Annotated in this window: 22 protein-coding genes; 14 read left to right on the top strand and 8 right to left on the bottom strand. The window is 69.6% G+C overall.

Translation table 11 applies throughout. The features are described 5' to 3' along the window. Positions 1-141: 141 nt before the first annotated feature. The 3 genes from speA to H9658_RS13955 all read left to right on the top strand — a co-directional run bounded on the left by speA (position 142) and on the right by H9658_RS13955 (position 4,148). Positions 142-2,031, top strand: a complete 1,890-nt coding sequence (gene speA, locus H9658_RS13965) for an arginine decarboxylase (protein ID WP_179570913.1) — start codon at positions 142-144, stop codon at positions 2,029-2,031. A gap of 240 nt (positions 2,032-2,271) precedes the next feature. Beyond that, complete coding sequence (locus H9658_RS13960; RefSeq protein WP_191825783.1) at positions 2,272-3,384, top strand: acyltransferase family protein; 1,113 nt, start codon at positions 2,272-2,274, stop codon at positions 3,382-3,384. Positions 3,385-3,527: 143 nt separating this feature from the next. After that, the gene (locus H9658_RS13955) at positions 3,528-4,148 is read left to right on the top strand and encodes a hypothetical protein (protein ID WP_225209971.1); all 621 of its coding nucleotides are present in this window, start codon (positions 3,528-3,530) and stop codon (positions 4,146-4,148) included. Positions 4,149-4,484: 336 nt separating this feature from the next. On the opposite strand, the gene H9658_RS13950 is transcribed toward H9658_RS13955, so the two are convergent. Beyond that, positions 4,485-5,393 carry a LysR substrate-binding domain-containing protein gene (locus tag H9658_RS13950; RefSeq protein ID WP_191825781.1) on the bottom strand — a complete coding sequence of 303 codons (909 nt, stop codon included), beginning with the start codon at positions 5,391-5,393 and terminating at the stop codon, positions 4,485-4,487. Between the two features lie 105 nt (positions 5,394-5,498). On the opposite strand from H9658_RS13950, the gene H9658_RS13945 reads away from it, so the two are divergent. From H9658_RS13945 to H9658_RS13930, 4 genes are all read left to right on the top strand, one after another. Continuing rightward, a complete protein-coding gene (locus H9658_RS13945) occupies positions 5,499-5,822 on the top strand; it encodes a carboxymuconolactone decarboxylase family protein (protein WP_191825780.1) in 324 nt (107 codons plus the stop codon). Between the two features lie 21 nt (positions 5,823-5,843). Continuing rightward, complete coding sequence (locus H9658_RS13940) at positions 5,844-6,242, top strand: tautomerase family protein (RefSeq protein WP_191825779.1); 399 nt, start codon at positions 5,844-5,846, stop codon at positions 6,240-6,242. Continuing rightward, positions 6,239-6,808: a DUF4865 family protein gene (locus H9658_RS13935; protein WP_191825778.1), complete on the top strand. Its 570-nt coding sequence runs from the start codon at positions 6,239-6,241 to the stop codon at positions 6,806-6,808. Before H9658_RS13940 ends, H9658_RS13935 begins: the two co-directional genes overlap by 4 nt. 73 nt (positions 6,809-6,881) lie before the next feature. Next, complete coding sequence (locus H9658_RS13930; RefSeq protein WP_191825777.1) at positions 6,882-7,637, top strand: SDR family NAD(P)-dependent oxidoreductase; 756 nt, start codon at positions 6,882-6,884, stop codon at positions 7,635-7,637. Between the two features lie 221 nt (positions 7,638-7,858). On the opposite strand, the gene H9658_RS13925 is transcribed toward H9658_RS13930, so the two are convergent. From H9658_RS13925 to radC, 3 genes are all read right to left on the bottom strand, one after another. Then, positions 7,859-8,692, bottom strand: coding sequence for an SPOR domain-containing protein (locus H9658_RS13925; RefSeq protein ID WP_191825776.1), 834 nt, complete (start codon positions 8,690-8,692; stop codon positions 7,859-7,861). A gap of 15 nt (positions 8,693-8,707) precedes the next feature. Next, complete coding sequence (argS, locus tag H9658_RS13920; RefSeq protein WP_179570904.1) at positions 8,708-10,396, bottom strand: arginine--tRNA ligase; 1,689 nt, start codon at positions 10,394-10,396, stop codon at positions 8,708-8,710. A gap of 167 nt (positions 10,397-10,563) precedes the next feature. Further along, entirely contained in the window at positions 10,564-11,238 is a 675-nt protein-coding gene (gene radC / locus H9658_RS13915) for a RadC family protein (protein WP_179570903.1), read from the bottom strand. A gap of 136 nt (positions 11,239-11,374) precedes the next feature. On the opposite strand from radC, the gene coaBC reads away from it, so the two are divergent. Genes coaBC through H9658_RS13900 form a run of 3 tightly spaced genes read left to right on the top strand, consistent with a single transcriptional unit; the run spans position 11,375 to position 15,423 of the window. Then, positions 11,375-12,598, top strand: coding sequence for a bifunctional phosphopantothenoylcysteine decarboxylase/phosphopantothenate--cysteine ligase CoaBC (gene coaBC, locus H9658_RS13910; protein WP_191825972.1), 1,224 nt, complete (start codon positions 11,375-11,377; stop codon positions 12,596-12,598). Beyond that, positions 12,595-13,065, top strand: a complete 471-nt coding sequence (gene dut / locus H9658_RS13905) for a dUTP diphosphatase (RefSeq protein WP_009588584.1) — start codon at positions 12,595-12,597, stop codon at positions 13,063-13,065. The genes coaBC and dut overlap by 4 nt, the downstream gene beginning before the upstream one ends. 15 nt (positions 13,066-13,080) lie before the next feature. After that, a complete protein-coding gene (locus tag H9658_RS13900) occupies positions 13,081-15,423 on the top strand; it encodes a phosphomannomutase/phosphoglucomutase (protein WP_191825775.1) in 2,343 nt (780 codons plus the stop codon). Between the two features lie 820 nt (positions 15,424-16,243). On the opposite strand, the gene H9658_RS13895 is transcribed toward H9658_RS13900, so the two are convergent. Continuing rightward, positions 16,244-16,924, bottom strand: coding sequence for a hypothetical protein (locus tag H9658_RS13895; RefSeq protein WP_191825774.1), 681 nt, complete (start codon positions 16,922-16,924; stop codon positions 16,244-16,246). Positions 16,925-16,939: 15 nt separating this feature from the next. Then, on the bottom strand, positions 16,940-17,599 hold the full coding sequence (pyrE, locus tag H9658_RS13890; protein ID WP_179570900.1) for an orotate phosphoribosyltransferase: 660 nt from the start codon (positions 17,597-17,599) through the stop codon (positions 16,940-16,942). A 210-nt stretch (positions 17,600-17,809) separates the two neighbouring features. On the opposite strand from pyrE, the gene H9658_RS13885 reads away from it, so the two are divergent. The 3 genes from H9658_RS13885 (at position 17,810) to H9658_RS13875 (ending at position 20,221) form a co-directional block, all read left to right on the top strand. Continuing rightward, complete coding sequence (locus H9658_RS13885) at positions 17,810-18,610, top strand: exodeoxyribonuclease III (RefSeq protein WP_191825773.1); 801 nt, start codon at positions 17,810-17,812, stop codon at positions 18,608-18,610. Next, complete coding sequence (locus tag H9658_RS13880) at positions 18,607-19,923, top strand: AmpG family muropeptide MFS transporter (RefSeq protein ID WP_179570898.1); 1,317 nt, start codon at positions 18,607-18,609, stop codon at positions 19,921-19,923. The genes H9658_RS13885 and H9658_RS13880 overlap by 4 nt, the downstream gene beginning before the upstream one ends. Before the next feature lie 70 nt (positions 19,924-19,993). After that, positions 19,994-20,221 carry a hypothetical protein gene (locus H9658_RS13875; protein ID WP_145706592.1) on the top strand — a complete coding sequence of 76 codons (228 nt, stop codon included), beginning with the start codon at positions 19,994-19,996 and terminating at the stop codon, positions 20,219-20,221. Between the two features lie 42 nt (positions 20,222-20,263). Here the strand turns inward: H9658_RS13875 and H9658_RS13870 are convergent, their stop codons facing one another. After that, a complete protein-coding gene (locus H9658_RS13870; RefSeq protein ID WP_191825772.1) occupies positions 20,264-21,394 on the bottom strand; it encodes an anhydro-N-acetylmuramic acid kinase in 1,131 nt (376 codons plus the stop codon). An 89-nt stretch (positions 21,395-21,483) separates the two neighbouring features. Beyond that, the gene (locus H9658_RS13865; protein WP_191825771.1) at positions 21,484-22,953 is read right to left on the bottom strand and encodes a M23 family metallopeptidase; all 1,470 of its coding nucleotides are present in this window, start codon (positions 22,951-22,953) and stop codon (positions 21,484-21,486) included. A 167-nt stretch (positions 22,954-23,120) separates the two neighbouring features. Between H9658_RS13865 and tyrS the strand changes: the two genes are divergently transcribed. Further along, positions 23,121-24,332, top strand: coding sequence for a tyrosine--tRNA ligase (tyrS, locus tag H9658_RS13860; RefSeq protein ID WP_191825770.1), 1,212 nt, complete (start codon positions 23,121-23,123; stop codon positions 24,330-24,332). Positions 24,333-24,660: the final 328 nt, after the last annotated feature.

Below are 24,660 nucleotides of genomic sequence, written 5' to 3'. Positions count from 1 at the left end.
CACCCGAACCGCGCGGCACGCGAACCCTCACCAGACCCGGCTCCGCCGGGGACAGGGGCGTCAGGTCGGCGCGGATTGTAACGGAGCCCACGCGTAGCAGGCGTTACAATCCACGCCCCTTTTCCCCGCCGAGCCGCCACGATGAGCGATTGGTCCCTCGACCAAGCCCGCAAGACCTATTCGATCCCGCATTGGGCCGATGGGTATTTCGACGTGGATGCGGCCGGCCGGGTGGTGGTGCGCCCGCAAGGCGCCGACGGCGTGGCGATCGCGCTGCCCGAGGTGGTGGACGCCGCGCGCGCGGCCGGCGCCAAGCTGCCGATGCTGGTGCGCTTCCCGGACATCCTGGGCGAGCGCCTGGGCAAGCTGCAGACGGCCTTCGCCCAGGCCCAGGCCGACTGGGACTACGCCGGCGGCTACACCGCGGTGTACCCGATCAAGGTCAACCAGCACCGCGGCGTGGCCGGCACCCTGGCCAGCCACCACGGCGAGGGCTTCGGCCTGGAAGCGGGCAGCAAGCCGGAACTGATGGCGGTGCTGGCGCTGTCGCGGCCGGGCGGGCTGATCGTCTGCAACGGCTACAAGGACCGCGAGTACATCCGCCTGGCGCTGATCGGGCGCAAGCTCGGCTTGCAGACCTTCATCGTCATCGAGAAGCCGTCGGAGCTGAAGCTGGTGCTGGAGGAAGCGCGCGCGCTGGACGTGAAGCCGGGCCTGGGCGTGCGCATGCGCCTGGCCTCGCTGGGCGCGGGCAAGTGGCAGAACAGCGGCGGCGACAAGGCCAAGTTCGGGCTGTCGCCGCGGCAGGTGCTGGACCTGTGGAAGGCGCTGCGCGACACCGAGTACGCCGAGTCGCTGAACCTGCTGCACTTCCACATGGGCTCGCAGATCTCCAACGTGCGCGACATCGCCAACGGCATGCGCGAGGCCACGCGCTATTTCGTCGAGCTGTCCAAGCTGGGCGCCAGGATCAGCCACGTCGACGTCGGCGGCGGCCTGGGCATCGACTACGAAGGCACCCGTTCGCGCAGCTACTGCTCGATCAACTACGGCCTGCATTCCTACGCCAGCAACATCGTGCAGCCGCTGGCCAACGCCTGCGAGGAACACGGCCTGGCGCCGCCGCGGATCGTCACCGAGTGCGGCCGCGCGATGACCGCGCACCACGCGGTGCTGATCGCCAACGTCTCGGAAGTGGAGCAGGCGCCGGAAGGGCGCGTGCCCGACGCGCACGCCGACGAACCGGCGGCGATCCGCCACCTGCGCGAGATCCACGACGAACTGGACGTGCGCCCGGCGGTGGAGCTGTTCCAGGAAGCGCAGCATTTCCATGCCGAAGGCCTGTCCAGCTACGCGCTGGGCCAGATCGACCTGCCGCAGCGCGCGCGCATCGACGACCTGTTCTACGCCATCGCGCATGGCGTGCGCGCGCGCCTGAGCCATGAGGAAAAGAGCCACCGCCCGGTGCTGGACGAGCTCAACGAGCGGCTGGTGGACAAGTACTTCGTCAACTTCAGCGTGTTCGAATCGATCCCCGACGTGTGGGCGATCGACCAGGTATTCCCGATCGTGCCGATCGAGCGGCTGAACGAAGCGCCGGCGCGGCGCGGGGTGATCTGCGACATGACCTGCGACTCCGACGGCATGGTCAAGACCTACGTCGAGAACGAGAGCCTGGACAGCTCGCTGCCGCTGCACGAGCTGCGCCCGGGCGAGAGCTACCGGCTCGGCTTCTTCCTGGTCGGCGCCTACCAGGAGATCCTCGGCGACATCCACAACCTGTTCGGCGACACCGACGCGATCGAGGTCAGCGCCGATGGCGACGGCTATCGCATCGCCCAGCAGCGCCGCGGCGACACCACCGACGTGATGCTGGATTACGTGGGCTATGCACTGGCCGACCTGCGCGCGGCCTACGCCGAGCGCGTGGCCGCCGCGCAACTGCCGGCCGAGCAGGCGCAGGCCTTGTCGGCGGCGCTGGAAGCGGGGCTGACCGGCTACACCTATCTGTCGGACGAACCGCTGGGCTGAGTGCCGGCATGCGCTTCTTCGCCAGCAGGCGAGGAGCGCGCTCCGCGGCTGCGTGTCGCCGCGTTGTCGAACGCGCGCAGGAACGTACCGAGCGCGACCGTCGCTGCAGCGCATCCCGCGCAGACGCGACGCGCCTTGTCGTCATCGCGGCACCGCTCGCATTCGCCGCTGCGGATGGACGAGCGCTGGCACCGGCCCATAAGCTGAGCGCCCCTGCCATCCCCCCCCCCCCCCGACGCGATGCGCTACCCCGGACTGGACTTGCTGCGCGCGCTGGCGATCGTGTGGGTGATGCTGTTCCACTCGTTCGTGGTCGGCGGCCTGGGGCCGGACTGGGCCTGGCTGTCGCGCTATGGCTGGATGGGCGTGGACCTGTTCTTCGTGCTCAGCGGCTTCCTGATCGGCGGCCAGGTGCTGGCGCCGCTGGCACGCGGCGAACCGCTGCGTTATGGCGATTTCTACCTGCGTCGCGCGTTCCGCATCCTGCCGGCCTTCGCCGTGGTGCTGGCGCTGTACCTGGCCTGGCCCGGTTTCCGCGAAGCGCCGGGCATCGCGCCGTGGTGGATGTTCGCCAGCTTCACCTTGAACCTGGGCATCGACTACGCCAACCAGCAGGCGTTCTCGCATGCCTGGTCGCTGTGCGTGGAGGAGCATTTCTACCTGGTGTTCCCGCTGTTGGCGGCGCTGTCGCTGCGGCGGCCGTCGGCGCCGCGTTTCGTCGCGGTGTGCGGCGCGGTGGTGCTGGCCGGCATCGCGTTGCGCACGGCCGCCTGGCTGCACGACAGCGCGCTCGAGCGCATCGGCGACGGGCTGCAACGCAACTGGTTCATCGAGGACATCTACTACCCGACCTGGAACCGGCTCGACGGCTTGCTGGCCGGGGTGGTGCTGGCCGCGATCAAGGTGTTCCGGCCGCAGCGCTGGCAGTGGCTGCAGGCGCGGGCCAACGCACTGCTGCTGGCCGGGTTGGCGGTGTGCGCGCTGGCGATGTGGCTGTTCCGCGAACGTACCGGTCTGCTCGGCAACGCGATCGGCTGGCCGGTGTTGTCGCTGGGGTTGGCGCTGCTGGCGATCGCCGGCGCCTCCACGCGCAGTTGGATCGGCCGGCGCGCATTGCCTGGGGCGGGGTGGCTGGCAGCGGTCTCCTACAGCCTGTACCTGTCGCACAAGGCCGTGTTCCATCTCACCCAGCACTGGTTCGGCGCCGCGCTCGACGGGCGCGGGCTGCTCGCCTTCGCGAGCTATGCGGCGATGGCGCTGCTGGCCGCCGCGCTGCTGCACTACGCGGTGGAGCGGCCGTTCCTGCGCCTGCGCGATCGCCGTATCCGGCGTCGCACCGCGGCCGTCGCCTGAGCGCCCCTCCGCGCACGGCCCCGGCGAAGGCATGGGCGTCTTTGGAGGCAGAGCGAATCATGCTATTTTCCGCCGTTTCATGGAAGAAGAGGGGTGCTATGCGAACGAGGGCTTGCGGATTGATCGTTGCGGCGTGCTGCGGCTTGGCCGCCGGTCAGAGTGGCGCGCAGGTGCGTACATCGCCCACCGTCGACACGAAGCCGAAGGTGCACGAAACCTCGCCCAGTGTCCCCTTCGACAAGCCGTCGGCCGAAGCCGCGCTGGCCAAGGGACGAGCGACCATCACCGGCGTGGCCTGCGCCTACCACGACAGCCGAATTTTCCTTGCCGATAACCGCAAGGTGATGCTGTTCCCGGCAACCCCGTACTTCGCGGAATGGGTCGCCATGCGCAAGAAGTCGGACCGGAGCAAGGAAGCGGTGCTGATGTCCAACGAGGCCTTCAACATGCGCGTGGAGACCGAGACAGACGCCAAGGGCGCGTTCCAGTTCACCGAGATGCAGCCGGGTCGCTACTACCTGGTGCTGCCCTTCCAGTTCGATCAGGCCAAGTCGCGCGATGTCTACGCGGGCAGCAGCTACGCCGGTTCGACCGAAGTGGACCACTACGAGCGTCAGGACTATACGGTCGCGCGCGACGACGAACTGTTCAAGGAAGTGGAAGTCAAGACCGATGGCAGCACGGTCAAGACGGCGATTACCGGCGGCGCCGGTATGCTCAGTGGCGGTGGTGGGCTGCTCAGCAAGATGCTGCCATGCAAGTGACGCGCACTCAGGCGCCGGGCTCGCCCACGATCGGCAGGCGCAGCGCGCACGCGGTCCGGCGGGATGTCCTCCCAGGTACGGCCGCGACCGCCGGCGACGTTCGCTGAAGGCATGCTGCCGCGCCGACTCCGGCGCGGCGCCGGCTGTCCGCGTTCGCCCATCTGTCCGGTGATGGCGCTGCTGGCCGCCGCGCTATGCGGTGGAGCGGCCATTCATGCGCCTGCGCGGGCTGCTGGGGCGCAAGCCCGGGGAAGTACCGGCGGGGCTGCATGGGCCACCCCTGCCGACGCGCATCGGCGCAGCGAGCCGGTCGTGCGCGGTCTGCACGCGGCCGCCTCACCCGGGATCGGCGTACGCCACGCGCGCCTCGTGCAGGCGCTGCTGCAGGATCTCCGCCAGGCGCGTCACTGCCGGTGCCGGCTCTGCGTCGGCACGATGCAGGTTCAAGCCCAGCGCCGGCAGCGTCGGCAGGCCGCCGGCCCCTGGCGGCAGCAGCGCCAGCGACTCGGGCAGGCCGGCCGGCGTGCGCAAGGTCAGGCCCAGGCCGGCGCGCACCGCCGCCCAGACGCCGCCCAGGCTGGCGCTGGTGAAGGCGATGCGCCACGGGATGCCGGCGCGGTCCAGCGCCGTGGTCGCCGCGGTGCGCAGCAGGCAGGGCGCCTCCAGCATCACCAGCGGCAATGGCGTCTCGCTGTGCCAGCCGCTCGGGTCCGGAAGCGGCGCCTGGGCCGCGGCGATCCAGCGCATCGGCCAGGCCGCCTGCGGCACGCGATGCGCCGTCGCGGTGCCTGCGTCCCAGACCAGCGCCAGGTCCAGCTGGCCCGCGTCGACCCGCGCCAGCAGTTCCTGATGGCGCGCGATGCGCGCTTCGATGCGCACCTTGGGATGGGCGCGGGCGAAGCGTCCCAGCACGTCGGGCAACATGTGCTCGCCGAAATCCTCCTGCAGTCCAAGCCGTACCCAGCCCTGCAGGACCGACCCGTGCAGCGCACCGGTGGCTTCGTCGTTGAGGTCCAGCAGGCGCCTTGCGTAGGCCAGCAACACCTCGCCAGCGTCGGTCAGCGCCAGTCCGCGGCCGCTGCGGCGCAGCAGCGTGTGGCCGGCCTGCGCTTCGAGCTTCTTCAGCTGCGCGCTGATCGCGGACGTGGAGCGCCCGTGCCGATCTGCCGCCTTGGCGAAGCTGCCCAGTTCGACGCCGGCGACGAAGCTGCGCAGCGCATCGAGATCGAAGGTGACGCGGCGCATGCTATCGATCCTGTTTTATCGAAGATTTGATACTGAATTTCCCGATTTTCAGGAACATCTTCGGTGGCTAGGCTGTGTGCAGTCAATCTCCAGCACGAGACGCCAATGTCCGATACATGCCAGCCTTCTGCATCCTTGTTCGGCGATATCGCGCCGAAATTCGCGCAACTGACCGATGACGTGCTGTTCGCCGACCTGTGGCAGCGCCCCGCGCTGTCGCCGCGCGAGCGCAGCCTGGTCACGGTGGCGGCGCTGGTGGCCCTGTACCGGCCGCAGCAACTGCCGTTCCACCTGAGCCGCGCGCTGGACAACGGCCTGGGCCGCGACGAACTGGCCGAAGCGATCACCCATCTGGCGTTCTACGCCGGTTGGCCGTGCGCCGCCTCGGCGCTGCCGCTGCTGCGCGCCGCGACCGCGTCGGCCGCCTGATTCCCGAGCAGGAGACATCCCATGCCCTACGCCCGTATCTCGCTGCATCGCGGCGCCACGCCCGACTATCTGCGCGCCTTGTCCGCCAGCGTCTACCAGGCCATGCACGAGGCCTTCGAGGTGCCGGCCGGCGATTGCTTCCAGGTCATCCACCAGCACGATCCAGGGGAACTGGTGTTCGACCGCCACTATCTCGGCGGACCGCGCTCGGATGGCTTCGTGCTGATCGCGATCACCGCCGGACGGCCACGCAGCGAGGCCCGCAAGCGCGCGTTCTACCTGCGCCTGGTGGAGCTGCTGGCGATCGCGCCGGGCATCGCGCCGGAAGACGTGATGGTGAACATCGTCACCACCGAGGCCCAGGACTGGTCCTTCGGCGGCGGCCGCGCCGGGATCGCGGCCGCGGAGGCCGGCGCATGATCGCCATGCAGTACAGCATCGCGTTGCCGGCCGACTACGACATGGCCATCATCCGGCGCCGCATCGCCGACAAGGGACCGTTGCTGGACGACCTGCCTGGGCTGGTGTTCAAGGCCTATCTGAGCGCCGATCGCGGCGATCGCGCGCTGTCCAGCCGCAGCAACCTGTATGCGCCGTTCTATCTGTGGCGCGATGCCGAGGCGATGCGCGATTTCCTCGCCGGTGCCGCGTTCCGCGCGCTGACCGCGTCGTTCGGGCGGCCTGCGGTGCAACTGTGGACGGTGTGCGCTGCGCATCTGCACGCAGACCTGCGCGGCGCCCGCTACGCCCGGCGCGAGATCGTCGCGATCCCCGATGCCGACGCGCTCGACACGCTGGGCGACCGCGAGACCGAGCGGGCGAGGGACGATCTTGCCGCAGGCGCACTCGCCGCGGTGAGCGCCTACGAGCCGCATGGCTGGAACCTGCTGCGCCTGCGGCTTTGGCGCGATCTGCCGCCGTCCGCGCCGGACGTCGGTCAAGCCTATGCCGTCGGCCACGTGTCCATGCCGGCAAGCGGCGGTTGAGGCAACAGCACCCCGGCTTTGCCCTTTTGCTTTTACCATTCCCGATTCCCCACTCCCCATTCCCGGCCCCCCAATGACCCAGACCGCCCTGATTACCGGTGCCACCTCCGGTTTCGGCGCCGCCGCCGTGCGCCGCTTCGTCAACGCCGGCTGGCGCGTGATCGCCACCGGGCGCCGCGCCGAGCGGCTGCAGCCGCTGCTGGCCGAGTTCGGTGCCGAGCGCGTGCACGTGGCGGCGTTCGACATCCGCGACGAAGTTGCGCTCGATGCGATGCTGGCGGAGCTGCCGGACGCGTTCCGCGGCATCGACCTGCTGGTCAACAACGCCGGCCTGGCGCAGGGCACCGCCCCGGCGCAGGCCGCGTCGCTGGACGACTGGCGCACGATGATCGACACCAACATCACCGCGCTGGTGACCCTGACCCATCGCCTGCTGCCCACGCTGATCCAGCGCCGTGGCGCGATCGTCAACATCAGTTCGGTCGCCGCGCTGTATCCGTATCCGGGCGGTAATGCCTACGGCGGCACCAAGGCCTTCGTCAGCCAGTTCTCGCTGGGCCTGCGTTCGGACCTGCACGGCACCGGCGTGCGCGTGACCGCGATCGAGCCGGGCATGGCCGAGACCGAGTTCACCCTGGTCCGCACCCACGGCGACCAGGGCGCGTCGGACAAGCTGTACCACGGCGCGCAGCCGATGACCGCCGAGGACATCGCCGAGCAGATCTTCTGGGTCGCCACGCTGCCGCCGCACCTGAACATCAATCGGCTGGAGATCATGCCGGTGACGCAATCCTTCGCCGGGTTCCAGGTGGCTAGGGGCCGGGAATAGGGAGTGGGGAATCGGGAATAGGAAAAGCTAAAGCTAAAGCTAAAGCGAAAGCAGGCGTCGACGTGCCTCGCCTGCTCTGGGTCACGGTGGCCAGGCTGCCATCAGTCGCGCTCGCGCGACTGGCGAGGCAATGAAGCGGCTGGCCTATGCAGGCCAGTCGCAAGGAATGCAGGAGAAGCCGCTTCTCCCCATTCCCGTTTCCCCATTCCCGACTCCCAGCCTCACTGCGCCTTGATCGCGATCGCCGGCAGCCCGCTGCCGGTGAGCTTCTGCTTGGCCGCGGCCAGTTCGCTGGCCGTGCCATACGGCCCCATGCGTACGCGGTACACGGTCTTGCCGCTGATCTGCGCCGATTCCACGCGCGCCGACAGGCCCAGCATCGCCAGCTTGGCCTTGGTCGATTCGGCATCGCCGGAGGCGCCGAACGAGCCGGCCTGCAGGATGTAGCGGGCGTTGTCCGGCGCGGCGGCGGCAGCGGCGGGCACGGTCGATGCCGCGGCTGGCTTGGTCGCCGTGGCCACCGTGTTGGCGGGTGCGCCCGTTGTTGCCGTTTCGGGTAGCGGGGTCGGGTTGGACGCTGCCGCCGTCGTTGCCGGCGCGGTGGCGGCCACGGTTGCCGCAGTTGCCGTGGCCGGTGTGGCGGCGGCAGCCGGCTGCGGCGCGCGCGCCTGGCGCGCGGCCTCGGCGCGTGCGCTGGCGGCCAGTTCGGCGTCGGACATCTGCACTTCCTTGCCGGGCAGCAAGGTGTAGAAGTCGTACTGGGTCTGTGCGTCCTTCTTGGCGTCGGGCTTGGTGCTGCCGGCCGCTGTCGCCGCCGGCTTGGGCAGTTCCGGCGCCGCGTCTACGTCGGCATCGGCCACCGGCGCCGGTTGCGCATCCGGATTGGCGCGTGGTCCGCCCACGCGCAGGAAGCCGTCGCCGTCCTTCTTGAACAGGCCCGGTGCCGCCAGGAATACCACTGCCGCGATCGCCACGCCGGCGATCAGCCACACCCATCCGGGCGTGCCGTTGCCGCTGTTGCGCCGCGCCTGCGTCTTACCGCGTCGTGCTGCCATCTACCGCTTCTCCACTCACATTTTTTCCGGGGCGGACACGCCCAGGAGGTTCAGGCCGTTCGCCAGCACTTGCTGCGCCGCCACGGCCAGGGTCAACTTGGCGTTGCGCTCGCCCGCATCGTCCACCAGCACCGGGGTGCCGTGGTACCAGGTGTGGAACGCGGTCGCCAGTTCGCGCAGGTATTGCGCGATCAGGTGCGGCTCCAGCACATGCCCCGCATTCTCCACCACTTCCGGGTAGCGGGAGAGTTCCAGCATCAGTTCCAGCGAGGTCGCATCGTTCAGCCGGTTCAGCTGGCCCAGGCCGTCGGCCTGGTCGTAGTCCAGTTTCTTCTCCTGCGCCTGGCGCAGCAGGCTGCACACCCGGGCATGCGCGTACTGCACGTAGAACACCGGATTGTCGTTGCTCTGCTGGCGCGCCAGGTCGATGTCGAAGGTCAGCTGCGAATCGGGCTTGCGCGCGATCAGGAACCAGCGCGTGGCATCGCGGCCGGCTTCCTCGATCAGGTCGCGCAGGGTCAGGTAGCTGCCGGCGCGCTTGGACAGCTTCACTTCCTCGCCACCGCGCATCACCGTGACCATCTGGTGCAGCACGTACTCGGGCCAGCCCTTGGGGATGCCCAGGTCCATCGCCTGCAGGCCGGCGCGCACCCGCGCCAGCGAGCCGTGGTGATCGGCGCCCAGTTCGGTGATCGCACGCACGTAGCCGCGCTGCCACTTGCTCAGGTGATAGGCCACGTCCGGCACGAAGTAGGTATAGCTGCCGTCGGACTTGCGCATCACGCGGTCCTTGTCGTCGCCGAAATCGGTCGATTTCAGCCACAGCGCACCGCCTTCCTCGTAGGTGTGGCCGGAGGCGACCAGCTTCTGCACCGCCTCCTCGACCTTGCCGTCGCGATACAGCGAGCTTTCCAGGAAGTAGATGTCGAAGTCCACGCCGAACGCGGCCAGGTCGTGGTTCTGCTCGTTGCGCAGATAGGCCACGGCGAAGCGGCGGATCGCCTCCAGGTCGTTCGGATCCTTGGAGCCGGTGACCAGATTGCCTTCCAGGTCCACCGAGTCGCCGGCCAGGTAGGCGTTGGCCACGTCCTGGATGTAGTCGCCGCGGTAGCCTTCTTCCGGCCAGTCGGGACTGTCGGGGGTCTTGCCCTGCGCGCGCGCCTGCACCGAGCGCGCCAGGTTCTCGATCTGGCCGCCGCCGTCGTTGTAGTAGAACTCGCGCTTGGCGTTCCAGCCGTTGGCCTCGAGCAGCCGCGCCAGGCAGTCGCCGATCGCCGCAGCGCGGCCGTGGCCCACGTGCAGCGGGCCGGTCGGGTTGGCCGAGACGTATTCCACGCCCACGGTGCGGCCATTGCCGACCAGGCTGCGGCCGTAGTCCTCGCCCTGCTTGAGCACCGCCAGCACTTCGCGCTGGTAGGCGCTGGGGCTGAGGTGGAAGTTGATGAAGCCGGGGCCGGCGATCTCGACCCGGGTCACCTCGTCGCTGGCCGGCAGCGCGGCGACCAGCTGCTGCGCCAGCGCGCGCGGATTGCCGCGCGCGGCCTTGGCCAGCAGCATCGCGGCATTGGTGGCGAAGTCGCCGTGCTCGCGGGTCTTGGGCCGTTCGACCACGAAGTCCGGCGGCAGGGTGTCGGCCGGCAGGGTGCCGTTGGCGCGCAAGGCTTCGATGCCTTGACCGATCAGGGCGCGGAGTTGGGATTTCACGTGATCTCTGCTTGAAGCGCGGAACCGGCGATTTTACCCGACCCGCCGCCTCCCGGCCCGTGCCGGGTTCAGCCCGACCTCAGGCCGTCCGACGATGGCGGATCGGGGATTGGGTATCTGCGATGGGCAACGCCGCCGCCGCGCTGCCACGGTTCCCGGATTCCGGCTCAGGCCCAGCCGCGCGCCGCCATCGACACCGGCGCCCCGTCGCCGACGATGAAATGGTCCAGCAAGCGAATGTCCACCAAGCCCAGCGCCTGTTTCAGCCGGTGGGTGACGGCGCGGTCGGCGGGTGAGGGTTCCGAGTTCCCCGATGGGTGGTTGTGGCCGATGATCACCGCGGCCGCGTTGTGCGCCAGCGCGCGCCGCACCACTTCGCGCGGATGCACCTCGGCGCCGTCCAGGGTGCCATGGGACAGTTCTTCGAACGCCAGCGAGCGGTGCTTGGTATCCAGGAACAGCACCGCGAACACTTCGTGCGGCCATGCCCGCAGCCGTTGCGCGAAGTAGCGGCCGGCCGCTCCCGGATCGGTCAGGGTGGTGCCGCGTTCAAGCTCGGCGGCCAGGTGGCGCTTGGCCAGCTCCAGCGCCGCCGACAGCTTGCAGGCCCGTGCCGGGCCGAGCCCCGGCAGGCGGACCAGCTCGCGTGGCGGGCGGTCCAGCAGCATGCGCAGCGGTCCATGCCGATGCAGCAGGTCGCGCGAGGTCCGCACTGCGTCGCTGCCGGGCAGGCCGGAGCCGAGGAAGATCGCCAGCAGTTCGGCGTCGGAGAGGGCGCCGGGACCGCGTGCCAGCAGCTTTTCCCTGGGGCGTTCGGCATCGGGCCAGTCGTTTATGTGCATATCGCCAGATTGGCGGGCGATATGGCGCAACGGTATCAGGGCCGCAAAGGGCCATCGGGTAAGCTAATCGTTCTTGCATGGGTAGGACATTCCCGACGTGACCGGTACTTTCGAGGGGCCCCTGCAGGGGCGGCGTGTGCTGTTGTGCGTGGGCGGCGGCATCGCTGCCTACAAGGCGCTGGAGCTGGTGCGGCGGCTGCGCGAGGCGGGTGCCGAGGTGCAGGTGGCGATGACCGCCGGTGCGCAGCAGTTCGTCACGCCGCTGAGCTTCCAGGCGCTGTCCGCGCACCCGACCCGCACCAGCCTGTGGGACAGCGCCGCCGAGCAGGCGATGGGCCATCTGGAGCTGGCACGCTGGGCCGATCGCGTGGTGGTGGCGCCGGCCACCGCCGACCTGCTGGCGCGGCTCGCCCACGGCCTGGCCGACGATCTGGTGACCACGCTGTGCCTGGCCACCAACGCGCCGCTGACCGTGTGCCCGGCGATGAACCACCGCATGTGGCTGCACCCCGCCACCCAGGCCAATGTCGCCACGCTGCGCCAACGCGGCGCCAGCGTGGTCGGGCCGAACGACGGCCCGCTGGCCGAGGGCGAGTCCGGCCCCGGACGCCTGGCCGAACCGGAAGAGATCGTCGCCGCGCTGGCCGCTGGCCGTGCCGCGGCCGCGGTGCCCCTCGCGGCGCCCACGCCGGTCGCGGCCAGTGCCGGTGGCGGCGCGCTGCACGGCCTGCGCCTGCTGATCAGTGCCGGGCCGACCTACGAAGACCTGGATCCGGTGCGCTACCTCGGCAACCGCAGCAGCGGCAAGATGGGCTATGCCCTGGCCGCGGCGGCGGCGCGGCAGGGCGCGTCGGTGGTGCTGGTCAGCGGCCCGGTGCACCTGCCCACGCCCGACGGCGTGCAGCGCATCGACGTGCGCTCGGCGGCGCAGATGCGCGCCGCGGTGCTCGGCGCGTTGCCGGCCGACATCTACATCGGCACCGCCGCGGTCGCCGACTACACGCCCAGGCAGGTCGCCGCGCAGAAGATCAAGAAGAGCGGCGAGATGCTGACCCTGGAACTGGTGCGCACCCCGGACATCCTGGCCGAGGTCGCCGCACAGACCCAGGCGCTGAAACTGGTGGTCGGCTTCGCCGCCGAGACCCACGACATCGAACGCTACGCGCGTGGCAAACTCAACGACAAACACCTGGACCTGATCATCGCCAACCAGGTGGGGGTGGCCGGCAACGGCTTCGAGAGCGACCAGAATGCCGCCACCGCCTACTGGCAACAGGGCGCGCGCAGCTTCCCGGCCGTGTCCAAGGCGCAACTGGCCGAACAATTGCTGGCCCTGATCGCGGAGCGACTGCACGCATGACCATCCCGACGCCATACCCGCTGCAGGTCAAACTGCTCGACCCGCGCTTCGGCGACAGCTGGCCGCTGCCGGACTACGCCACCGAAGCCAGCGCCGGGCTCGATCTGCGCGCGGCCACCGAGGCGCCGCTGACCCTGGCGCCGGGCGATACCGCGCTGATCCCCAGCGGGCTGTCCATCTACATCGCCGATCCGCAGCTGTGCGCGGTGGTGTTGCCGCGTTCCGGGCTGGGCCATCGCCACGGCATCGTGCTCGGCAACGGCACCGGCCTGATCGATGCCGACTACCAGGGGCCGCTGCTGATCAGCGTCTGGAACCGCGGCCGCGAGCCGTTCACCATCGCCCCCGGCGACCGCATCGCGCAACTGGTGGTGATGCCGGTCGTGCGCGTTGCCCTGCAGGTGGTGGATACTTTCGCCGACAGCGCCAGGGGAACGGGTGGATTCGGCCATACCGGAGTGCGCTGACAGGGGATCGTCTGCATGAGCGAGGCAACACAACGGCCGCCGGCGCCGGAGGGTTTGCGCAAGGCGGCGCCGCTGCTGGCGCTGCTGCTGACCGCGCTGGCCGGCTGGTTCGGCTGGAGCGGCGCGCAGCAATGGCGCAACGAACAAAGCGCCACGGAACTGCAGCAGGCGCGCGACGCAGTGGTGGCGCAGACCTCGCAGGCGCTGGCGGCGGTCGCCAAGCGCTTCGCCGCGCAACTGCAGCAGCCCGCGGTGCAGGCCGCCCTGGCGCGCGGCGACGCGACGACGGCAGCGCAAGCCTTGCGCGAGGGCTGGAAGGACGCGGAAGACGCACACGTGCTGCCCGCCGACCTGAGCGCCGGCTACGCCGACGCGGGCGGCTTCGGCTACGGCCGCCTGGCGCTGCTGGAAAAGGCGTTGCTGACCGACGCGGTGGCCAGCGCGGTGGTGCGCGACGGTGGTGGGGCGCGACTGGGGCTGGCCGCGCCGGTGAGCCTGGACACGGGCGCCGGCGTCGCCTACCTGCGCTTGCCGCTGCGCGTGCTGACCGCACCGGTGGCGCAGGCCGCGGTTCCGGCCAGCGGCTATCTGGCGCTGCGCCAGGGCAGCTACGACGTGGTCGGCGCCGGCGATGCCGGCCTGGCCGACCATGGCGACGCGTTGTCGCGGCCGATCGGCACGACCGGGCTGCGGGTGGTCGCGGCGTTGCCCGACGCCGAGCTCGGCCCGCTCGGCCTGGACGCGCTGCCCTGCCTGATCGTCGCCGGCCTGCTCGGCTTTTTGGCCTTGGCGGTGCGGCGGGCCGCGCGCGGCCGCCTGCCGCGGCCGCGCCGCGCCAAGGCCGCCGCCGCGGCGGCCGAGCAGGAGCCCACCCTGCGGCAGAGCCTGCAGCACCGGGAACCGCCACCGGCACCGCCGCTGCCCGAGGGCGAGAGCACGCCGGCCAGGGCGGTTCCGGCACTGACCGTGCCGGCCGCCATCTTCCGCGCCTACGACATCCGCGGCGTGGTCGGCCGCGATCTCAGCCCGCAGGTCGCCGCCTTGATCGGCCAGGCGATCGGCGCGGTGATGCAGGAGCAAGGCCTGAACGAGGTGGTGGTCGGCCGCGACGGCCGCCTGTCCGGCCCGGAACTGTCGGCGGCGCTGATCGACGGCCTGCGCCGCGCCGGCTGCCACGTCACCGACATCGGCCTGGCGCCGACCCCGGTGGTGTATTTCGCCAGCTTCCACCTGCGTGCCGGCAGTTGCGTGGCGGTGACCGGCAGCCACAACCCGCCGGACTACAACGGTTTCAAGATCGTGGTCGGCGGCGAGACGCTGTCCGGCGCGGCGATCACCGACCTGTACGCGCGGATCAGCGAAGGCCGCCTGCCGACCGCCGCCGAACCGGGGCGGCTGGAGCAGCGCGACGTCGGCGACGACTACATCCAGCGCATCGCCGACGACGTGCAGCTGGATCGCCCGCTCAAGGTGGTGGCCGATGCCGGCAACGGCGTGGGCGGCGAACTGGCGCCGCGGCTGCTGGAGGCGATCGGCGCGGAGGTCATCCCGCTGTACTGCGACGTCGACGGCACCTTCCCCAACCATCACCCCGATCCCAGCGAGCCGCACAATCTGGAAGACCTGATCCAGACCGTGAAGCGCTTCGACGCCGACCTGGGCATCGCCTTCGACGGCGATGCCGACCGGCTCGGCGTGGTCACCAAGGAAGGCACGGTGATCTACCCCGATCGCCTGCTGATGCTGTTCGCCGCCGACGTGCTGCAGCGCAACCCCGGCGCGCTGGTGATCTACGACGTCAAGTGCACCGGCAAGCTGTCGGACTACGTGCTGCGCAACGGCGGCAGCCCGATGGTGTGGAAGACCGGGCATTCGCTGATCAAGGCGAAGATGCGCGAGACCGACGCCGAACTGGCCGGCGAGATGAGCGGCCACTTCTTCTTCAAAGAGCGCTGGTACGGCTTCGACGACGGCCTGTACGCGGCGGCGCGGCTGCTGGAGATCCTGGCGCAGCGCGAGGAGAGCCCGTCCGAGGTGCTGGCCGAGCTGCCCGACAGCGTGTCCACGCCGGAGATCAAGCTGCCGCTGGCCGACGGGCAGGACGCGCATGCGCTGGTCGCGCAGCTGGTCGCCATCGCGCAGCAGGAAGGCTCGGCGTTCGCCGGTGCGCGGCTGCTCACCATCGATGGCCTGCGTGCGGACTTCGCCGACGGCTGGGGCCTGGTGCGCGCGTCCAACACCACGCCGGTGCTGGTGCTGCGCTTCGAGGCCGACACCACTGCCGCGCTGGAGCGGATCAAGGACCTGTTCCGCAGCCAGCTGCAGGCGCTGCTGCCGTCGCTGGCGGCGGGGCTCTGAGGCGCATGCCGTGTACGCCCGGCGCAGTGCCGGGCGAGGCGGCGTAGCCCGGCCGGCACGCGGAGTGGTGTGGAAACGGCTTCAGCCCGCGACAGGGTTGCCGAGAGCGCAGCGATTCCGGGCGGCGCTCGTCGCGGTTGAAACCGCTCCTGCAGGAAGCGCGGCCAACTCGCTGGGTGCGCTGCAGGAGGGGCTTCAGCCCGACGGCATCCGGAACCGCCGGGCGTCCGGACTTCGTTTGTCGCGACTGAAGTCGCTCCCACAACGACTCGCCGCTTACTCGCTGGTTGCATTGTGGGAAGGACTTCAGTCCCGGTCCCAGCCGAAGCCGCGCAGGCGTCCAGACTTCGCTCGTTGCGACTGAAGTCGCTCCCACAAGGGACTCGCGGCCAACTCGCTGGGTGCACTGTAGGAGGGACTTCAGTCCCGACACCAGCCGAAGCCGCACAGGCATCCGGGCTTCGTTCGTCGCGATTGAAGTCGCTCCTACAAGGGGCTCGCGGCCAACTCACGGGGTGCACTGTAGGAGGGACTTCAGTCCCGACACCAGCCGAAGCCGCGCACGCATCCGAGCCTCGCTCGTCGCGATTGAAGTCGCTCCTACAAGGGGCTCGCGGCCAACTCACTGGGTGCACTGTAGGAGGGACTTCAGTCCCGACTCCAGCCGAAGCCGCGCAGGCATCCGGGCTTCGCTCGTCGCGACTGAAGTCGCTCCCACCGGGGACTCGCGGCCTACTTGCTGGGTGCACTGTGGGAGGGACTTCAGTCCCGACATCCCTGCCGCGGCGACCTGGCTAGCGCCGTTGGCCGCGCGCTGCGCTTAGCCGCTGTTCGTCGGCGCAGTCGGCGCCGTTCCGGTCCCCGGCCGCTTCGCCGCACGATAGCGTTGCAGCGCGTCGTCGATTTCCTGGTTCAGGCCGAGCCGCTGCTGTTCGAAGTTCTTCTGCATGCGCAGCTGCCACAGCAGCGCGCGATGCCGCTGCTGTACGTCCTCGACGATCTTGCCGGCCACCTTCTGCCCGGCCAGTTCGCGCGCGCCGGCGTTGGCGAGCAGGCCGACCAGTCCTTCGCGCAGGCTGTTGACGTTGTAGCGCGCGGTGTTGATGTTGTTGTCGACGATGCCGATGCGCTCGGAGAACACCCGGCGCAATTCCTCTTCGGTCTGGAACGACAGCAGCATCGCCTGGTCGGTGCGCTTGCGCGTCTCCAGCGCCGCCTGGTCGGCGCGCTGCTGCGCGGCATCGGCGGCGGCCGCGGCGCGCTCCTCGGCATTCAGCGCACGGCCGACCGCGCCGCTGCGCATCCCGCTCTTGGCGTTGAACTCGTCGCGCGCCTGGTTCACCGCTTCCGGCGGCAGCGCATCGCTGCACACGCGCTGCCCGCCCTGGTTCCAGCAGTACAGTTTCTTGGATGGCGCCGGCTGCGCTGCGGCCGGCAATGCAATCAGCGCGAGCAGGACCGGCAACGCGGCCCGGCCCCATGGTCGTTGGATCGGCATCATGGCAGCCCCCTGCTGTCAGCCTGACGGATCGCAGCCGTAGCGTGCCCGGTAGGCCAGCAGCGGTTCGCGGAAGCCGACAAGGTCCGCGTTTCCATCGATGAATGCAAGCAGATCGCCCAGGTGCGCGACCGACACCACAGGAACGCCGGCCTCCGCCGCCACCGCCTGCGCCGCCGAGCGCCGGTCGTGTTCGCCGGCGATCTCCTGCCGGTCCAGCGCGACCAGGATCGCCGCCGGGATGCCGCCGGCCTCGCGGATGATCGCCAGCGCCTCGCGGATTGCGGTGCCGGCGGTGATCACGTCGTCCACGATCAGCACCCGGCGCCCGGCCAGCGGCGCGCCGATCAGGCTGCCGCCTTCGCCATGGGTCTTGGCTTCCTTGCGGTTGAACGCCAGCGGCAGGTTGCGGTCGCGCTGCGCGTACTCGCAGGCCAGCGCGGTCGCCAGCGGGATGCCCTTGTAGGCCGGGCCGAACAGCAGATCGAAGTCGAGCCCGGCGGCGTCGGCCGCATCGGCGTAGCACGCCGCCAGGCGCGCCACCGTGCTCCCGGAATCGAAGCGCCCGGCGTTGAAAAAGTAAGGGCTGACGCGCCCGGACTTCAGCGTGAACTCGCCGAAGCGCAGCGCCTGCGCATCCAGGGCCAATTGCAGGAAACGTTGCCGGTAGTCGGTCATTGGGGAGCCGGGATTCGGGATTGGGGATGACGGGATTCGTGAAAGCATAGCCGGTCGCGGCCATGCGGCGTCCACGCATGGGTACGCTTTCATGAATCCCCGATGCAATGCCTGGATTGGTGAACACATAGCGGGTTACGGCCATGCAGTGTCCACGCATGGGGTACGCTTTCACGAATCTCCAATCCCTCCATCCCGAATCCCCGCTCTATGCGTATCGTCAGTTTCAATGCCAACGGCCTGCGTTCGGCCGCCACCAAGGGCTTCTTCGAGTGGTTTTCCGGCCAGCACGCCGATGTGCTGTGCGTGCAGGAAACCAAGGCGCAGGAGCATCAGCTGGCCGGGCCGGCGTTCCTGCCGGACGGCTACCGCGCCTGGTTCCGCGATGCCAGCACCAAGAAGGGCTACAGCGGCGTGGCCATCTACAGCAAGCGCGAGCCGGACGAGGTGCGCACCGCGCTGGGCTGGCCCGAGTTCGACGAGGAGGGCCGCTACCTGGAGGCGCGCTTCGGCAACCTGAGCGTGGTCTCGTTCTACATTCCCTCCGGCTCGTCGGGCGAACTGCGCCAGGGCTACAAGTTCCAGGTCATGGACTGGCTGCGGCCGATCCTGGCCGAATGGCTGGCCAGCGGCCGCGACTACGTGCTGTGCGGCGACTGGAACATCGTGCGCTCGGCGCTGGACATCAAGAACTGGAAGTCCAACCAGAAGAATTCCGGCTGCCTGCCGGCCGAGCGCGACTGGCTCAACGGCCTGTGTGCCGATCGCGCCGAAGACGCCGATCCGGCCAGCGGCCGCGGCTGGGTCGACGCCTACCGCGCGCTGCACCCGCAGGGCCAGGACTACACCTGGTGGAGCAACCGTGGCGCCGCGCGCGCCAACGACGTGGGTTGGCGCATCGACTACCAGTTCGTGACCCCGTCGCTGCGCGAGCGCCTGCAGGGCTGCGCGATCTATACCGCGCAGCGCTTCTCCGACCATGCGCCGTTCGTGGTGGATTACCGCGAATGAGCCAGGCCGCGTCCGCGCCGGCCTCCTACAAGGGCTGGGCCGGGATCAAGCGCGCCTTCGCCACGCCGTCGGCGGCGACGATGGCGCTGCTCGGCTTCGGCAGCGGCCTGCCGTTCCTGTTGATCGCCTCGCAGACGCTGTCCACGCGCTTGCGCGACGTCGGCCTGGACCTGGGCAGCATCGGCCTGATCAGCCTGGCCAGCTTCTTCTACCTGCTCAAGTTCCTGTGGGCGCCGCTGCTGGATCGCTATCCGTTCCCGCTGGTCGCGTTCCTGGGCCGGCGCCGCTCGTGGCTGCTGGTGTCGCAGCTGGGGGTCACGATCGGCCTGGCGGCGCTGGCGCTGATGCGTCCGGAACTGAGCATCGGCGGCCTGGTGCTGTGGGTGCTGATCGCCTCCTTCGCCGGCGCCACCCAGGATTCGGTGGTCGATGCGTACCGGATCGAGATCGCCCCGGCGACGGCGCAGGCCGCGCTCGCCGCGACCTACACCTTCGGCTACCGCATCGGCCTGATCCTGTCCGGCGCCGGCGCGCTGTACCTGGCCCAGTTCGGCGACTGGACCCTGGCCTATCTGGTGATGGCCGGGCTGATGCTGCTGCCGATCGCCACCACCTTGCTGTGCCGCGAACCGGAGGTGCCGGCGGCCACGGTGGTGCGCAAGATCGACGTGGTCGGCGCGTTCTGGCAGCCGATTTCCAGCTTCTTCACCAGCAACGGCCTGGCGCTGGGGCTGGGGCTGCTGCTGTTCGTGGGCCTGTTCAAGTTTCCCGACCAGGTGATCGGGGTGATGTCCGGCCCGTTCTACCTCGATTCGGGTTTCAGCAAGGCCGACATCGCCACCGTCTCCAAATTGTTCGGGGTGTGGATGGGCATCGCCGGCGCGTTCGCCGGCGGCCTGGCGGTGGCGGCGTTCGGCTTCCGGCGCATGCTGTTCGTCGCCGCGCTGGGCGTGGCGCTGTCGAACCTGGCGTTCCTGCTGATGGCCCACCATCCCGGGCAGCTGTGGTCGTTCTACGCCGCGCTCAGCGCCGACAACCTGTTCCAGGGCTTCGCCGGCACCGTGCTGGTCGCGTTCATGTCGTCGCTGACCGACCGCAATTTCACCGCCACCCAGTACGCGCTGCTGGTGTCGCTGGCCAACCTGCCGGGCAAGTTCGTCGGCGGCGCTTCCGGCTACATCGTCGAGGCCACGTCCTACAGCACCTTCTTCGTGCTCAGCGCGTTCACGGTGATTCCGACCCTGCTGCTGCTGGCCTGGCTGTGGCCGCGGATCCGCGAACAACCGGCCCCCGCCGCGCCGCAGGCGGATTGAAAGCCCGCTCGGAGTTGCGGATGATGCACGGCAGCGCATGGGGTGCGCCGCCGTCCGTCAGGGAGTCCGCATGACCGATCTGCTGTTGCGCGACATCGACCCCATCCTGGTCGATCGGATCCGCCGCATCGCCGTGGCCCGCGGCTGGACCCAGCACCAGACCGTGCTCAACCTGATCGAGCAGGGCCTGTTCGCCAGCGAGCATGAAGTGCGCAGCGGCTTCGAGAACCCGGAAGTGGATGCCTTGTCCGAGGCGATCGCCGCGTTGCGCGAACTGCCGGCCGGCGCCGGCTTCTGAGCCGCGCGTCGGTGCCCGTGACGCGGGCCGCTGCCGCTGCAGTCAGGCCAAGTGGATCGCGCCCAGGATGCGCGGCCCACGCGCGCCGCTGACCGAAGGCAGGTTGCCGGGCAGCCCGGCCAGGGTCTGCCGCGCCAGCCAGGCGAAGCCCATCGCTTCCACGTAGTCCGGATCCAGGCCAAGCGCTTGCGTGGACAGCACCAGCACGCCAGGCAGCCGCGCCTGCAGCCGCGCCAGCAACAGCGGGTTGTGCACGCCGCCGCCGCAGACCAGCAGTTGCCGGGTCGCCGGCTGCTGCGCCAGCAGCGCGTCGGCCACGGTGGCCGCGGTCAGTTCCAGCAAGGTCGCCTGCACCGCCGCGGCCGGATGCGCGGCCGGCTCCAGCAGCGCATCCACCCAGCGCAGGTGGAACTGTTCGCGCCCGGTGCTCTTGGGCGGGGCCAGCGCGAACCAGGGATCGGCCAGCAAGCGCTGCAGCAGGCCGTCGTCGACCTGGCCGCTGGCGGCGAAGGCGCCGCCGGCATCGTAGGGCTGGCCCAGATGCCGCTGGCACCAGGCATCGAGCAGTGCGTTGGCCGGGCCGGTGTCGAACCCGCGCACGCTGCCGTGCGCCGGCAGCAGGGTCAGGTTGCCGATCCCGCCCAGGTTCAGCACCGCGCGGTCCTCGTGCGCCGCGCCCAGCATCGCCGCATGGAAGGCCGGCATCAGCGGCGCGCCATGGCCGCCGGCGGCCACGTCGCGGCGGCGGAAGTCGCACACCGTGGCGATGCCGGTCAGCTCGGCGATGCGGTTGCCGTCGCCCAGTTGCCAGGTGAAGGCCGGATCGGCCAACGGCCGGTGGCGCACGGTCTGGCCGTGCGAGCCGATCGCGCGCACCTCGGCAGGCGCGACACCGGCCTCCTCGAGCAGGCGCAGCGCGGCCTCGGCGAAGGCGATCGCCACTTCCGCGTCGAGCCGGCCCAGCGTGTCCAGCGAATCGATCTCGCCGCCTTCGCCCAGCGCGATCAGCGCCTCGCGCTGGCGCGGCGCCCAGGCATAGGTGCGGCCCAAGCGCAGCTGCGCCTGGCCATCGGCGCCGAAGCGCACCAGCGCGGCATCGATGCCATCGGCACTGGTGCCGGACATCAGGCCGAGAAACAGTGACGCGTCGTCGATTGCGATCGGATCGGGCATTGCGGGCACCAGGCAGCGTCAGTAGCGCAGCGTGGGCGAGGGGCGGCGGCGCGTCAATCCGCGCCGCCGTGGCGGGGCCGCTTTGCGGCTCAGCCGGCGTCGCTGGACTGCGCCGACCTGGCCGAGGCGACGGTCTTCTTCTTCTTCGCCGGGGCGTCGCCCTTCGCCGGTGCGGCGTCGGCGTAGATCAGCTTCTCCACGCGCTGGATGCGCGCCAGCGCGGGCGAGGTCTGCGCACGGAACGCGGCCAGCTCGGTGCCGGCCAGCGGCGTCGGCGGCGGCATGGTCACCGAGGCCGGATTGCGCTGCACGCCGTCCACGCGGAATTCGTAGTGCAGGTGCGGGCCGGTGGCCATGCCGGTCATGCCGACGAAGCCGATCACCGTGCCCTGGTTGATGCGCTGGCCGGGCTTGATCCCGCCGAAGCGCGACATGTGCCCGTACAGCGTGCTGTAGCCCTTGCCGTGGTCCAGGATCACCACGTTGCCGTAGCCGCGCTGGGTGCCGACGAACTGCACCCGCGCATCGCCGGCGGCCATGATCGGCGTGCCCGACGGCGCCGCGTAGTCGATGCCCTTGTGCATGCGCATGGTGCCCAGCACCGGATGCTTGCGCGCGCCGAAGGTCGAGCTGATGCGGCTGTAGGACACCGGCATGCGGATGAAGCTCTTCTTCAGCGGCCGCCCGCTGACGTCGAAGTACTCGGCCGGCTTGCCGTCGCGCTCGAAGCGGAAGCCGCTGTAGGTCTTGCCGCGGGTGGTGAAGGTCGCCGCCAGGATCTTGCTGGTGTCGATCCGCTCGCCTTCGCGCCAGGTCTCGTCCATCACCACGCTGAAGCGGTCGCCCGGCTGCAGGTCCTTGTCGAAGTCGATGTCGTACTTGAAGATCTCGTCGGTCATCGTCGCGATCGCCGACGGCGACAGTCCCGCCTTGCGCGCGGCCACGTACAGCGAGCTGGTGATTTCGCCGCTGATGACCGCGGTGCGGGTGCTGGTCTCGCGCTCGGTCACCTTTTCGCGGATGTCGTCGCCGAGCAGCGACAGTTCCACGCGATGGGTGGCGTCGCGGTCGAAGCGGATGCCGCGCAGGCTGCCGGCCACCGGCAGGTCGAAGCCGATCTCGGCGCCGGGGCGCAGCTTGGTCAGCGCCTCGCGCGTGCCGGGGTGGTCCAATACCTGATGCATCACCGTGGCCGGGATGTCGAGCTGTTCGAACACCGCGCCCAGGGTCTGCCCGGGCTGGATCCGCACCACCTGCCAGCTGTCGCCGGCCACGCCCTGCTGCTGGGCCAGCGAGATCGGCGGCAACGGCAGCGCCAGGGTCGCGTGCGTGGTCTGCAGCGGCACGTCGATCGCATTGGAGAAGCCGGGCACGATCGTGGCCACCAGCGCGCCGATGGTGGCGAACAGGCTGGCGTGGATCCAGTGGCGGCGCGTCCAGCGGCCGGCGGGGAAGTGCTGCGTCAGCTGCCGATGCAGTGCGGTGTCGTGAAGCACATGGAGACGTTGCTGGAAGCGCTGCTTGCGCGCGCGTTCCTGTTCGGTTTCGCTGTTCTGCATCAAGGCTTCCTCATGAGCTCGAAGCGCGAGCTCAAAACTCGGCTACCATAAACATCGATCAACAGCGCGTCAAACCATTGAACCGGCTCAGGTTTTCGCCGGGCGCGCGGTTAACTCGCACTTAACGTCATTCATGTTGCCTGGCGGCAACCCGTCGGAGTTCCGTTTTGTCCACGATTGAAGAGTCTCTTGCCCTGATCGGCCGCGGTGCCGACGAAATCCTCAAGCGCGAGGAACTGGAAGCGCGGTTGCGTGCCGGCCGCCCGTTGCGCGTCAAGGCCGGTTTCGACCCGACCGCGCCGGACCTGCACATCGGCCATACCGTGTTGCTGAACAAGATGCGCCAGTTCCAGCAGCTGGGCCACCAGGTGATTTTCCTGATCGGCGACTTCACCGGCATGATCGGCGATCCCACCGGCAAGAACGTCACCCGCAAGCCGCTGACCCGCGAGGACGTGCTCGCCAACGCGCGCACCTACGAGGAGCAGGTATTCAAGGTGCTCGACCGCGAGCGCACCGAAGTGCGCTTCAACTCCGAGTGGTTCGGGCAGATGAGCGCGGCCGACATGATCCGCCTGGCCGGGCAGCACACGGTCGCGCGCATGCTCGAACGCGACGACTTCGCCAAGCGCTATGCCGCGCAGCAGTCCATCGCCATCCACGAATTCCTGTATCCGCTGGTGCAGGGCTACGATTCGGTGGCGTTGAAGGCCGACGTCGAGCTGGGCGGCACCGATCAGAAGTTCAACCTGCTGATGGGACGTGGCCTGCAGGAGCATTACGGACAGCCGGCGCAGATCGTACTGACCATGCCGCTGCTGGAGGGCCTGGACGGGGTCAACAAGATGTCCAAGTCGCTGGGCAACTACATCGGCATCAGCGAGCCGGCGATCGACATCGTCACCAAGACCATGAAGATCGGCGACGAGCTGATGTGGCGCTGGATCGAGCTGCTGTCCTTCGATATAAGCCTGAACGAAGCGCAGGAACTGAAGCGGCAGGTGCAGGCTGGCGCATTGCACCCGCGCGAAGTGAAGCTGCGCCTGGCCCGCGAGCTGACCACGCGCTTCCACGACGCTGCGGCCGCCGAGCAGGCCATCGTAGGCTGGCATGCGGTGGTGACCGGGCAGGGCGACACCAGCGCATTGCCGCTGCAGGACGTGGTGGTGCCGGCGGAAGGCCTGCGCATCGCCGCGCTGCTGACCGCCGCCGGGCTGACCGCCAGCAACTCCGAAGCCAACCGCAAGCTCAAGGAGCGCGCGGTACGGGTGGAGGGCGAAGTGGTGGAAGATCCGCAGCACAGCTTCGTGCCCGGATTCGAAGGCGTGTTGCAGGTCGGCAAGCGCACCTTCGCGCGCGTGCGCCTGGTCGCGGCCTGAGCACGATGGCGGCCAAGCGCCGCCGTCGCTTGTGCTGAAAGGCTCTGGCAGCAGGTTCCACGCCGCGAGATGCTGCGACCTTATTAGTGTCACGCATCGCATCGGCGCCTACCTGCATCGGCGGAGTGAAAAAATCTTTCACACCCCCTTCCCAAGCGACAGGTTTGCAGCCATACTTTCCCTCCCCCGACGCAACGCCTTGCGGCAACGCAACAGCAACGCGCCGGGGTCGTCAAAAACCTTCTCAAAAAGGTATTGACGGCAACAAAAAAGCCGCTATGATGGGCGGCTCGGTTCAGCGAAAAGCCTTCGGGGTTTGAGCGGAACC

Origin of the sequence: Xanthomonas bonasiae, from assembly GCF_014836395.1 — a bacterium.
Classification (GTDB): Bacteria; Pseudomonadota; Gammaproteobacteria; order Xanthomonadales; family Xanthomonadaceae; genus Xanthomonas_A; species Xanthomonas_A bonasiae.
Note: the sequence above shows the minus strand (reverse complement) of the source record. Positions and strands in the feature narration are given on the sequence as shown.